Source organism: Streptomyces sp. NPDC045678, assembly GCF_056432085.1.
This window is the reverse complement of the sequence record NZ_JBWKJS010000002.1, coordinates 599,217-610,788: the sequence shown is the minus strand read 5'-3', so window position 1 is coordinate 610,788 and position 11,572 is coordinate 599,217. Positions and strand designations below refer to the sequence as shown.

At 70.1% G+C, this 11,572-nt stretch carries 11 protein-coding genes; 8 read left to right on the top strand and 3 right to left on the bottom strand.

Going from position 1 to position 11,572, the window contains the following annotated elements; genetic code table 11:
- The first annotated feature begins 201 nt into the window (after positions 1–201).
- Entirely contained in the window at positions 202–873 is a 672-nt protein-coding gene (locus AC07DO_RS09225) for a M15 family metallopeptidase (RefSeq protein ID WP_479058049.1), read from the top strand.
- Between the two features lie 22 nt (positions 874–895).
- Here AC07DO_RS09225 and AC07DO_RS09220 read toward each other — a convergent pair whose 3' ends face one another.
- The gene (locus tag AC07DO_RS09220) at positions 896–2,035 is read right to left on the bottom strand and encodes a PQQ-dependent sugar dehydrogenase (RefSeq protein WP_479058047.1); all 1,140 of its coding nucleotides are present in this window, start codon (positions 2,033–2,035) and stop codon (positions 896–898) included.
- 196 nt (positions 2,036–2,231) lie between these two features.
- On the opposite strand from AC07DO_RS09220, the gene AC07DO_RS09215 reads away from it, so the two are divergent.
- Positions 2,232–3,410, top strand: a complete 1,179-nt coding sequence (locus AC07DO_RS09215) for a serine hydrolase domain-containing protein (protein WP_479058045.1) — start codon at positions 2,232–2,234, stop codon at positions 3,408–3,410.
- A 15-nt stretch (positions 3,411–3,425) separates the two neighbouring features.
- Here the strand turns inward: AC07DO_RS09215 and AC07DO_RS09210 are convergent, their stop codons facing one another.
- A complete protein-coding gene (locus AC07DO_RS09210) occupies positions 3,426–4,160 on the bottom strand; it encodes a TetR/AcrR family transcriptional regulator (RefSeq protein WP_479058043.1) in 735 nt (244 codons plus the stop codon).
- A gap of 145 nt (positions 4,161–4,305) precedes the next feature.
- On the opposite strand from AC07DO_RS09210, the gene AC07DO_RS09205 reads away from it, so the two are divergent.
- Positions 4,306–6,540: an MMPL family transporter gene (locus AC07DO_RS09205; RefSeq protein WP_479058041.1), complete on the top strand. Its 2,235-nt coding sequence runs from the start codon at positions 4,306–4,308 to the stop codon at positions 6,538–6,540.
- Between the two features lie 21 nt (positions 6,541–6,561).
- On the opposite strand, the gene AC07DO_RS09200 is transcribed toward AC07DO_RS09205, so the two are convergent.
- Positions 6,562–7,476 carry a restriction endonuclease gene (locus tag AC07DO_RS09200; protein ID WP_479058039.1) on the bottom strand — a complete coding sequence of 305 codons (915 nt, stop codon included), beginning with the start codon at positions 7,474–7,476 and terminating at the stop codon, positions 6,562–6,564.
- 530 nt (positions 7,477–8,006) lie between these two features.
- On the opposite strand from AC07DO_RS09200, the gene AC07DO_RS09195 reads away from it, so the two are divergent.
- From AC07DO_RS09195 to AC07DO_RS09175, 5 genes are all read left to right on the top strand, one after another.
- Positions 8,007–8,234: a hypothetical protein gene (locus AC07DO_RS09195; protein WP_479058037.1), complete on the top strand. Its 228-nt coding sequence runs from the start codon at positions 8,007–8,009 to the stop codon at positions 8,232–8,234.
- A gap of 144 nt (positions 8,235–8,378) precedes the next feature.
- On the top strand, positions 8,379–8,831 hold the full coding sequence (locus AC07DO_RS09190) for an SRPBCC family protein (RefSeq protein WP_479058035.1): 453 nt from the start codon (positions 8,379–8,381) through the stop codon (positions 8,829–8,831).
- A 341-nt stretch (positions 8,832–9,172) separates the two neighbouring features.
- A complete protein-coding gene (locus tag AC07DO_RS09185) occupies positions 9,173–10,303 on the top strand; it encodes an FUSC family protein (protein ID WP_479058033.1) in 1,131 nt (376 codons plus the stop codon).
- A 42-nt stretch (positions 10,304–10,345) separates the two neighbouring features.
- A complete protein-coding gene (locus AC07DO_RS09180) occupies positions 10,346–11,245 on the top strand; it encodes an NAD-dependent protein deacetylase (RefSeq protein ID WP_479058031.1) in 900 nt (299 codons plus the stop codon).
- Between the two features lie 96 nt (positions 11,246–11,341).
- Positions 11,342–11,563: a hypothetical protein gene (locus AC07DO_RS09175; RefSeq protein ID WP_479058029.1), complete on the top strand. Its 222-nt coding sequence runs from the start codon at positions 11,342–11,344 to the stop codon at positions 11,561–11,563.
- Positions 11,564–11,572: the final 9 nt, after the last annotated feature.

Here is an 11,572-nt window from a genome sequence, read left to right as displayed (position 1 = left end):
TGCGTGGTTCCGGCATGGGTTACGCAGATCTCTGTGGCAAAGCGACGCTCAGCGTAGGGACGGTGTCGGAGGACGTCCACGCTTTGTCCAGAGAAAGGAAAAACGAGAGGGCGACGAGAGGGCCCACCAATCGGGCGAATGGCGGCCGGAGGTCGGCTGGGCGGGCAGGGTGGGGCCGTAGGAGCGCGTTATGCCTGTGGGGTGATCACGCTTCGAGCTCGTGCGTTCCTCGCACTCGCCACCCCGGCCGCACTCCTCCTCGCCACCCTCGGCCCGGCGCCCACCGCCGCCGGCACGCAGCGGGCGCCCGCCCTGGACGCGCGGGTCAGCGCCGTCTCCGCGCGAGAGCTGGGGCGGAGCTGGCATCAGGGGTGCCCGGTCGCGCCCTCCGGCCTCCGGCTCATCCGGATGAACCACTGGGGGTTCGACGGCCGTGTCCACGCCGGTGAGCTCGTCGTGCGCGCCCAGGCCGTGCGGCCGATGCTGTACGTCTTCGGCCGGGCCTTCGACGCCCGGTTCCCCGTCCGCCGGATGCGGACGATGGCGGCGTACGGCGGCAGCGACATCGCGGCGATGAGGGCGGACAACACCTCGGCGTTCAACTGCCGTGCCGTCACGGGGGATCCGTCGCGGCTCTCCCAGCACTCGTACGGGGACGCGGTGGACATCAACACGGTGGAGAACCCGTACGTGGACAGGAACGGGCGTGTCTACCCCGCGGCGGGCGCCGCCTTCCTGGACAGGCGACGCACCGCCAAGGGCATGATCAAGAACGGTGACGTCATCACGACGGCGATGCGCACGGTGGGCTGGCAGTGGGGAGGGCGCTGGCGGGCCCCGGACTACCAGCACTTCTCGGCCAACGGGCGGTGAGAGTGCCCTTGCGCCGCCGGTCTCACGCCGCCGGGTCGATGCGGGACACCGGCCCGCCCAGGTCGAGCACGTACAGCTCGCCGTTGCCGCCCTGGACGAACGAGACGACCTCGCCGCCGTTGACGCCCAGGTCGCTCACCCCGGTCACCTTGCCGTCCTTCATCCGCAGGGCACGGACGGTGCCGTCGCAGTAGTCGCTGAACAGGTACTGGCCCCTGAGTTCGGGGATCGCCTTGCCCCGGTACACGAACCCGCCGGTCACGGAGCAGCCGAGGCCGGTGCGGTCGTACTCGTGGATCGGCGGCACGTGGTTGGCGGGCTCGGTGCCCTCGCGGAAGGGGTGGGTGCCCTCCATCTGCGACCAGCCGTAGTTCTCGCCGCCCTTGTCGGCCGCGGGGGCCCGGTCGATCTCCTCCCAGGCGCTCTGGCCGACATCACCGATGAACAGGTCGCCGGTACCCTTGTCGAACGAGAACCGCCAGGGATTGCGCAGTCCGTACGCCCAGATCTCGTCCCTCGCCTTCGGGTCGCCGACGAACGGGTTGTCCGACGGGATCGCGTACGGCTTGCCGCCCCGCGGGTCGATGCGCAGCAGCTTGCCGAGGAGCGTGTCGAGGTTCTGCCCGTTGCCGTGCGGGTCGCCGCCGGAGCCGCCGTCGCCGAACGCGATGTAGAGGTAGCCGTCGCGGCCGAACTTGATGTCGCCGCCGTTGTGGTTCGCGTACGGCTGCGTCTGCGTCAGGACGGTGCGCCGGGTCTCGGGCCGCAGCCTGCCCTTGCGCACGGCGAACTCGTCGATGGTGCTGGTGCCTTGGAGGTCCGTGTACGAGATGTAGAAGTGCTTGAAGTCGTTGGCGAACGCGATGCCGAGCAGGCCGCGTTCGCCGTCCGTGGTGGTCTCGGCGGAGATGTCGAGCACGGGCTCGCCGAGACCTCGCTTGCCCAACACGCGTACGGTGCCCGCGCGTTCGGCTATCCAGACCGCGCCGCCGGGCCCCGCCGCGCCGGCGGACGGGTTCTTCGCGGTGGCCACCTTGCTGAGCGTGACCTTCGCGGCCTGGCGCGAGGCGGCGGGTTCGTCGGCGGACGCCGTGGTCAGGGCGAGGGAAGCGATGAGGCAGATGGAGCCGATGACCGCCGTACTTCTGGTGCGAGGTTTCATCGTGATCCTCCTGAAGGCCGGGCGCCAACGGGGTGGGTGGGGGGATGGTGCGGTGAGCGGGTGGGGGTGTGCCGCCGGCCACTGTGGAGGTTACTGGGGGAGGAGTTCCCTGGTATATACCAAGAACTGTCCTTCTCCTCCTCGTACACTGCCTCCGTCGAATGATCATGCTGCACATTTGGGGGAGAGGAAACGCATGTCCACTCGTAAGCGAATGCTCCGCAGGGGGTCCGTCGTGGCGCTGGGCGTGGCGGTCGCCCTGGCGGGAGTCACCGGCACCGCCACCGCGGCCGAGGGCTCCAAGGGGCCCGGGTCCACCGGCGGGCACGCCGCCACACAGCAGGCTCTCGACGGGCTGGTGCGGGCCGGGATGCCGGGCGTGGCCGCCGAGGTCAGCGACTCGAAGGGCAAGTGGTTCGGATCCGCGGGGTACGCCGACACCGCGACGCAGCGCAAGCGCACCGCGGCGGACCACCTGCGCGCGGGAAGCAACACCAAGTCCCTTGTCGCCGTGGTCCTTCTGCAGCTGGAGGCCGAGGGGAAGCTCAGCCTGGACGACTCCGTGGAGCGGTGGCTGCCCGGTGTGCTGGACGGCAACGGCTACGACGGCACCAAGGTGACGGTGCGCCAACTCCTCAACCACACCAGCGGCGTGCACGACATGGTGTCGACGCCGGAGTGGCGTTCGTACATGAACGGCCCGGGCTTCCTCGCCCACCGATACGAGACCTGGAGCCCCGAGCGGATCCTGGGCCTGGCGCTCAAGTACAAGCCCGACTTCGAGCCCGGCACCGGCTGGAACTACTCCAACACCAACTTCGTGCTCGCGGGCATGATCATCGAGAAGGCCACGGGCAACACGTACGCGCAGGAGGCCGAACGGCGCATCATCAAGCGCCTGAAGCTGCGCGAGACCACGTTCCCCGGCACCGACCCGAAGATGCCCGCCCCCTACGCGATCGGCTACTCCAAGCTCTACGCGGAGAACCCCGGCCCCGAGGTGTACGACGCCACGGAGTACAACCCGGCATGGTCCGGCGCCACCGGCGAGGTCATCAGCACCACGGGTGACCTCAACCGTTACTACAGCGCCCTCATCAAGGGCGAGCTCCTGCCGCCCGCGCAGCAGCGGGAGTTGCTGGACACCGTCGAGACGGGCACCTTCTACCGGTACGGTGCGGGCCTGATCGTCCGCACCCTGTCGTGCGGAGTGAAGGTCTACGGCCACGACGGCATCGTCTGGGGCTCGCTGACCAGCACGGCGACCACCGCCGACGGCAAGCACACCCTGACGTTCCACCTCAACGGTGACTGGCTGGAGGACGGCAAGCCGTACGACGACGTCTTCGAAGCGGAGTTCTGCGGCAAGAAGTAGGCGTTCGCAGCGAGTTCAGTCGTGCGCCGGCACCCGCCGGCGCACGTCCTCGTACAGGTTCCGCATCGCCATGCGGTAGAGCTCGGACTGGTGGACACCGAGGAAGCCGGTGTGTCCGAACACCTCCAGGGCGACCATGCCGTGCACATAGCCCCACACGCTCAGCAGCAGGGCCGTCGCGGGCGGCGGCAGGGCGGTGCCGCTCGGGGGCATCTGCTGCGCCAGGTGCCCCAGGAACGCGGGGGACAGCGACCGCGTGTCGGCCGCCGCCAGCTGTTCCGGTGAGAACCCCCGGAACAGCTCCCGCTCGAAGACCGCGCTCATCCGGCGGTTCGCCTCCGTCGTGGGACCGTCGACGGGCGCGTGGTAGTGCCGGAGCGGTGCTCCGTAGAGGAGTTGGAACCGCTCGGGGTGGTCGATCGCCCAGCGTCGGTAGCCCTCCGCCGCGACGATCATCCCCGGTACGTCGGAGTCGTCCGGCGCGCTCTCCGTCGCCTCCTGCACGGCGTCCGCCAAGTCGTCGTACGCCTTGGTGATGAGCGCCGTCACGAGATCGTCCCGGCTCGGGAAGTAGTGGTACAGCGCCTGCACGGTCATGCCGAGGCTGCGGGCCACCGCGCGCAACGACAGGGCGTGCGGGCCGTGTTCGGCGATGTGTGTCTCGGCCGTGCTCACGATCTCTTCGACGGCGACGGCTCGTCGCCGCTCGCGCAACGAGGGTCGGGTCGCGGGGACTTCATCGGTGGACATACAGCGACCGTACGTCGCTCACCCTCGCCCTGGGGCCGGAATTCGGCACCCTGTGAAGAAAATCTAACACTGCTCAATTTTGTTGTACCCCGCTAGCGTCGGCTGCGCCCGTCACCGCAACACCTGTGCATGAAGGAGACAGCGCGTGTTCGAACGCATAGCCGAACTGGCGATCCGCCGGTCGCGGTGGGTACTCACCGTCGCCGTAGTGGTCGTGGCCCTCATGGGCGTCCTGGGAGCCGGTGCGTTCGGGAAGCTACTGGGGGGCGGTTTCGACGATCCGGCCTCCCAGTCCTCCCGGGCCAGGACCGTCATCGACGAGAAGCTCGGCGGAGAGACGAACCTGGTCCTCCTCGTCCGCGCCTCCGACGGCCGCGTCGACGCCCCCGCCGCACGGCGGAGCGGCCAGGCACTCGTCGCGGAGCTGAAGAAGGAGAGGGACCTGGAGAACGTCGTCTCGTACTGGGACACGAAGAGCCCCGACCTGCGCTCCAAGGACGGCCGCGAGGCCATCGTGCTCGCCCGCGTGAAGGGCCACGACATGGAGCAGCAGGAGAACGCCAAGGGCGTCATCGACGACTACGCCGGAACGTACGAGGACACGCTCACCGTCAAGGCGGGCGGCAGCGCGGGCGTGAGCCACGAGATGGGCCCGCAGACCGAGAAGGACCTCGTCCTCGCCGAGACCATCGCCGTCCCGCTCATCCTCCTGCTGCTCCTGGTCGTCTTCGGTACCGTCGTCTCCGCGCTGCTGCCGCTCGCCATCGCGCTGATCGCCATCGTGGGCGTCTTCGCGGAGCTGTACGTGGTCGGCAGCGTCACCGACGTGTCCATCTTCGCGATCAACCTGACCACGGCACTCGGCCTGGGACTCGGCGTCGACTACGCCCTGTTGATGATCAGCCGGTTCCGGGAGCAGCTCGCGGCGGGGGCGAGCGTGGAGGATGCCGTCCGCACGACGATGAGCACGGCGGGCCGTACCGTCGCGTTCTCCGCGGCGACCGTGGCGGCGGCCCTCGCGGCGCTCATGGTGTTCCCGCAGTACTTCCTCCGCTCGTTCGGCTACTCCGGCGTCGGCGTCGTCGTCATCGCCGCCCTCGCCTCCCTGTTCGTGATGCCCGCACTCCTCAACGTACTGGGGCACCGCGTGAACAGCGGACGGATGCCGTGGGCGAAGCGGGCGCGCACCGGAACCCCGACTTCGGTGGCGGGCACCGGAGCCCCGACGTCGGTGTGGGGACGCCTCGCCCGCACCGCCATGCGCCGCCCCGCGCTCACCGCGATGCCCGTGCTCGCGGTCCTGCTCCTCGCGGCGAGCCCGCTCCTCGGCATCACCTTCGGCACGGCGGACGAACGCGTGCTGCCCGAGGACGCCGAGAGCCGCGAGGTCTCCGTGTCCCTGCGGGAGAACTTCAACGGAAACGACGCGGCCGCCCTGCACGTCGTCATCGACGGAGACGTGAACAAGGCACCACTGGCGTCGTACGCGGCACGCCTGTCCGGTCTCGACGGTGTCGCCCGCGTCGAGACCGGCACGGGCACCTACGCCGACGGCAGGACCCGACCGACCGGTCCCGGCAACCCGGTGCTCGGCCGCCCCACCGCGCAGCAGCTCAACGTCGTCAGCACCCTGACACCGAAGTCCGACGCGGCGAAGGACCTGGTCGACGACGTCAGGGCGGCCACCCCGCCCTCCGGGACGCACCCGCTGGTCGGCGGCGCCGACGCCGAACTCGTCGACTCCAACGACTCCATCGCGGGCCGGTTGCCGCTCGCCGTGGGCCTGATCGTCGTCACCACGTTCCTGCTGCTCTTCCTCTTCACCGGCAGCATCGTGCAGCCGCTGCGAGCGCTTGTCCTCAACGCGGTCGGCCTGGGCGCGACCATCGGCGTCATGACCTGGATCTTCCAGGACGGCAACCTCTCCGGGGTGCTCGGCTTCACCGCGCAGCCGATGGAGACGTCGATGACGGTGCTGATGTTCTGCGTCGCCTTCGGCCTGTCGATGGACTACGAAGTGTTCGTCACCAGCCGCATCAAGGAACTGCACGATCTCGGCGAGGACAACGAGTCCGCGGTGACGGGCGGCCTCGGGCACACCGGAGGCATCGTCAGCGCGGCGGCCGCCCTGATCGCGGTCAGCTTCTTCGCCTTCGGCACGGCGGAGATCAGCTTCATGCAACTCTTCGGCCTGGGCAGCGGTCTTGCCATCCTCATCGACGCCATCGCCGTGCGCGGCATCCTCGTCCCGGCCGCGATGCGGCTGCTCGGCCGCTCCGCCTGGTACGCGCCGGGGCCGCTGCGCAGGTTCCACGCGCGGTTCGGAGTGAGCGAGGGCGGTCCGGTGCCCGCGGCACGGCGGGTCACGGCGAAGGTCTGATCCGGCGTCCTCCGTTGCGGGTCAGGCGTCGGCGGCCACCAGGTCCCACGGGCTCGGCCCCGTACCGTCGCACCAGGCCTGCAACTCCACGCCGTTCACGCAGACTATGCCGCACTGCTCCGCGTACTCGAGGGCGGGAGCCGTGAAGTCGCTCGTCGTCACCAGGGCGGCGACATCCGCCTCGTGGACCGTGAAGCACGTACCCCCGAAACGCTGCAGGTCCTGCGAACCCACCTTGTTGTCCTCGCCGTAGCGCTTGCACTGGATGACGATCCGGCGTCCGTCCGGCGCCACCGCCAGGACGTCCGCTCCCAGGTCGCAGGCGCCACCGACGACTTCGACGTCCTGGCACGCGTCGCGGGCACAGAGGTCGGCCACGGCTTGTTCGAAGGCGTCGGCGTCGAGTGCGGCGTAGTCGACGCCGACGGCCGGTGCGTCGAGGACGACGGTCGCGGTCTCCTCCGTGTCCAGTACGAGGGTGGGCTCCTTCACCAGGGCCGGGTCCTCTGCGAAGGTGAGCTCCTCTGTGAGTGTGGCTTCCTTTACGAGGGTGGGTTCCGTGCCGAAGCCGTCCCCCGCGACGGCGGGAACCACCGGAGCGGCGACCGTCGCGGCAGCCGCCGGCGTCCTCGTGCCGTCGAGGCTCTCGGACGCCCGCTCGGCCGCCTCCTCCAGCGCCGCCGCCGCGCGCCGCGCGTACCTCGCCGCCGAGAAACGCCGCCAACGGGACCTGCCGAGGCAGGCGGCCGAGAGGCCCACGACGGCGAGCGAGCCGATCCACAGCGGGCGGCTCTCGACCATGTGGGCGGCGGCGCGGACCAGAGCCGCCGTGCCGCACAGCAGGATCGCGACGAGCACGAAGAACAGGGCGGTCGTGCGCAGATCGAAGCGCCGCTCGCCGTTCGTCCGCCGAACGGGGCGCGAGGACACGGTCATTGCTCTCCCTGGCGGTGGACGGGAACGAAGATCACTTCTCCCGGTTGCCCAAGATCGGCAAGGCCAAAAGGGCGCCGGTCTCCTGAAGGAGAGCTGCGCGTCGCCGGTCATCATGCAGGGCGTGGTCACGCTCCTCGGCGTGCTGCGCCGCCGGCCCCGCGAGAGCGCCCTCGAGGACCGTTCTCCGATCAGCCGGGTGGACCAGATCCGCATCCCACTACGTCGAGGTCGAGTACCTGGTCAAGGAGAATGAGGACCACGGCTTTGCACATCCGGAGGACAACATCGACGTCTACCGCGCGGCGGACCGCGTCCTCGCCCGCCACTTGAAGTGACCAGCACACGGCAGGACCCGGCTCGCCTGCTGGAAGCAGCTTCGCTTCTGGTCCCGGAAGACGTCGCCACCGAGAACGACATCACGGTGAACGACGTCTGGGAGTACCTCGTCCACGACGAATGGGAAGTGGCGCTCGCCCGCCGACGAGGGCCGCCGCAAGACCCCGTTTTCGGGGGCCGGTGTCCTGCGGCCCATGTGGGACATCGGGCGTCGGACGGCCACAGGCGAACCGGACCTCTGCGTCGCCGCCCGCTGGGCGGAGTTCGCCCCGTCCGTGGGCCCCGGCGGCCGGGTGACGGTACGCCTCGCCCCGCTCTCCCCGCCGAAGTGGCAGCACCTCCGGCCGGGCCAGGTGATCACGGTGCACGAGGACAGGACCGTCGCCGGAACGGCGGTCGTCCTCGATTCGCGGAGCCCGTGAGTGAAAGCGGATGTCCCGTGAGTGAAAGCGGATGTCCAGGGCACTCGCGAGTGAAGAGAGAGGTGCACCGCCCGGCCGCACGGCACGAGGTCGGCTGTGTGGTCGCCGGTCGCACCAGGACGTACGCGAGGAAAGGTGTCATCCGTGTCGCAAGTCGAAGAGTCCATCGAAGTCGACGTCCCGGTCCGCGCCGCGTACAACCAGTGGACCCAGTTCGAGACGTTCCCCGAGTTCATGCAAGGGGTGCAGCGGATCGAACAGCGCACTGACAAGCTCACCCACTGGGTGACGAAGATCGACGGCGTGGAGCGCACGTTCGACGCCAAGATCACCGAGCAGATCCCGGACGAGCGCGTGGCGTGGACCACGGTGGAGGGCCAGGCCAAGCAGGCAGGCGTCGTCACCTTCCACCGCCTGGACGAATCACGCACCAAGGTCATGCTGCAGATGCACTACGACCCCGACGGCCTCGCCGAAACGGTCGGCGACAAGCTCGGCTTCGTGAAGCGGCAGGTCACCGGTGACCTGGGCCGCTTCAAGCAGTTCATCGAGAAGCGCGGCGGAGCGGAGACGGGCGCCTGGCGCGGCGAGGTGTGACCCCGCACGGCACGAGACGCGACGAAGGCCCGGACCTGTAGGTGGTCCGGGCCTTCCTCCTGTTCCTGCTGTTTCCTCTGTCCCCTCTGTCCCCTCTGCTCCGCTTGATCCGCACACCTGCCGCCCTGGTGCATCAGCGGCAGGTTCGGCCGTCGTACGCCGCGCTTCCTGGGATGACGCGCTGCTCACCAGCATGGTGGCCTCGATCGCATCGGGACGCCGACCCCGATTCAAGTGGTCGATGCGGGTTACACAGTTTCTGAAGTTCCCGACGGTCGGGACAGAGCACAAGAGGGCGGTCGGAGCGCGTGGTGGAGTGGTTGCGTAGAGGTGGGTCCTGGGTGGCGCGGGCGTGGAGCTCGTCCGGGCACGAGCGGCACACGGTGCTCCTCATCGCGAAGCGCGTCCTGGCGGCGACGCTGTCGTGGTGGGTCGCGCACGACGTCCTGAACGCCACGTCCCCCGCGTTCGCACCGTTCTCCGCGGTGCTGATCATGAACGTCACGCTGCAGAAGTCGGTGTGGCAGACGCTCCGCTACATCGCGGCGGTCGTCGTCGGCGTGGCCGTACAGTCCGCGATCGGCTTCACCGCGGGACCCGACCTGTTCGCCTTCGTCGTGGTCGCCGCCGTCGCGCTGAGCCTCGGCCAGTGGACGGCGCTCGGCGAGCAGCGTTCCCAGGTCGCCACCGCCGCGTTCTTCGCCTTCTCGACGTACTCCGTCGCCGCCACGAACGCCGACCGGGCCCTCCAGCTCGGGCAGATCATCCTCCTCGTCCTCATCGGCTGCGGCATCGGTCTCGTCGTCAACCTGTGCATCGCGCCCCCGCTGCGCTACCGCAGCGCCGAGCAGGGCCTGCGCGCCCTGGCCGCGGAGATGGAGTACCTGCTCGACGACATGGCCGACGGTCTGAGCAGCGGCGACGTGGACGCCGACCGGGCCGAACAGTGGCGCAAGGCGGGCGAGCGCGTGCAGGACGCGGTGGGTCAGGCGCGGACCGGGCTGAGCACGGCGGAGAGCAGCGTGCCCTTCAACCCGCGCCGCCTGCTCCCCGCCCACCGCGGCTACCTCACGTTCGACCGCTACCGGCAGGCGCTCGGCGCCATGGAACGCGCGGTCTACCAGCTGGCCTCGCTGACCCGCAGTCTCGGCCGGTGGCGCGAGACGGAGGACACGTACACCTACGCCCCGGCGCTCGAGGCCTACGCCGACTTCGCCGCGACCCTGCGCGACATCGTGCACGTCATCGTCGAGCTCGACTCCGACACGCTGTCCGACCAGGCCCAAGAAATGTGCGGGCTCGCCGGGACCGCACAGGAGGCGCTGGAGAAGGTGCTGGAGGCGGCGCAGGAATACGGACTGCCGCTGGCCGACGCGTCCCGCCCGTACGGGGTCCTGATCGTCGAGGCAACCCGCCTGATGGAGGAGTTCCAGAACACCTGCGACGTGCTCCAGGACACCGCGGACGCCTGAGGCGGCCGATCACTGTCGGAGCCCGGCTCTAAACTGAAGGACATGCGGACGCGACCCACGTTGACCTGGGAGCCGCAGGGCGACCTGCCTCCGGCCTCGACCGACCTCTCGGCGGTCGTCGCCGCGGTGCGCGCGGGAGGCGTCGTCGTGCTCAGCGGAGCGGGCCTCTCGACGGAGTCCGGCATCCCGGACTACCGCGGGCAGCACGGCTCGTTCCGGCGCAACCACGTGCCCATGACGTTCCAGGAATTCATCGGCAGCGACGACGCGCGCCGACGGTACTGGGCGCGCAGCCAGCTCGGCCGCCGGTCCATGGCGGGGGCCCGCCCGAACGCCGGTCACCGCGCGGTGGCGGCCCTGGCCGAAGCGGGTCTCGTCGCCGGAGTGATCACGCAGAACGTCGACGGGCTGCAGCAGGCGGCCGGCGCGCGGAACGTGGTGGAGCTCCACGGCAGCCTGGACCGCGTCATCTGTCTGGACTGCGGCGCGGCGGGCGACCGCGCGACGCTCGACGACCGCCTGCGCCGGGCGAACCCCGGCTTCGAGGAGGTCGCCGCCCGGCACCGCGCGGCCCGGGTGAACCCGGACGGTGACGTGGACCTGCCCGACGAGGCGGTCAGCGGATTCCGGACGGTGGCGTGCGCGGCCTGCGGCACCGGCGTGCTCAAGCCGGACGTGGTCTTCTTCGGCGAGAACGTCCCGCCCGAGCGGGTGGCCGTGTGCCGCGCCCTCATCGACGGCGCGACGACCGTGCTGGTCCTCGGCTCGTCCCTGACGGTCATGTCCGGCCTCCGCTTCGTGCGCCAGGCCGCACAGTCCGGCACCCCGGTCCTGATCGTGAACCAGGGCCCCACCCGCGGCGACCGCCTGGCCACCCGCGTCGACCTCCCCCTGGGCCGCGCCCTGACCGACGTGGTGCAGCAGGTCCTGCCGCCCTCCTGACCCGGATCCGGACGCGACGGCCGCCACGGTTGGACATCCCGGGCCCTCCTCTGGCAACGTCGCCCGTCCGTTCCCGGACCCGAGGGGAGAAGCACGATGATCGAAGTGAGCACCCGCAGCGTCAAGGAGGCAGCCGCCGCCGAGCAGCTGCGCGCCAACACCACGACGCTCGACATTCCAAAGGGTTTCGACCTCTGGACGCCCGAGGAGATCGCGGACTGGCTCGACACCGTCGAGGACGACCCGCGGGTCTCCGACGCGGACTTCTACGAGGCCCAGCAGGCGGTCCAGCGGGTACTGGACGACGAGGGCGCGTGACCTGCCCCT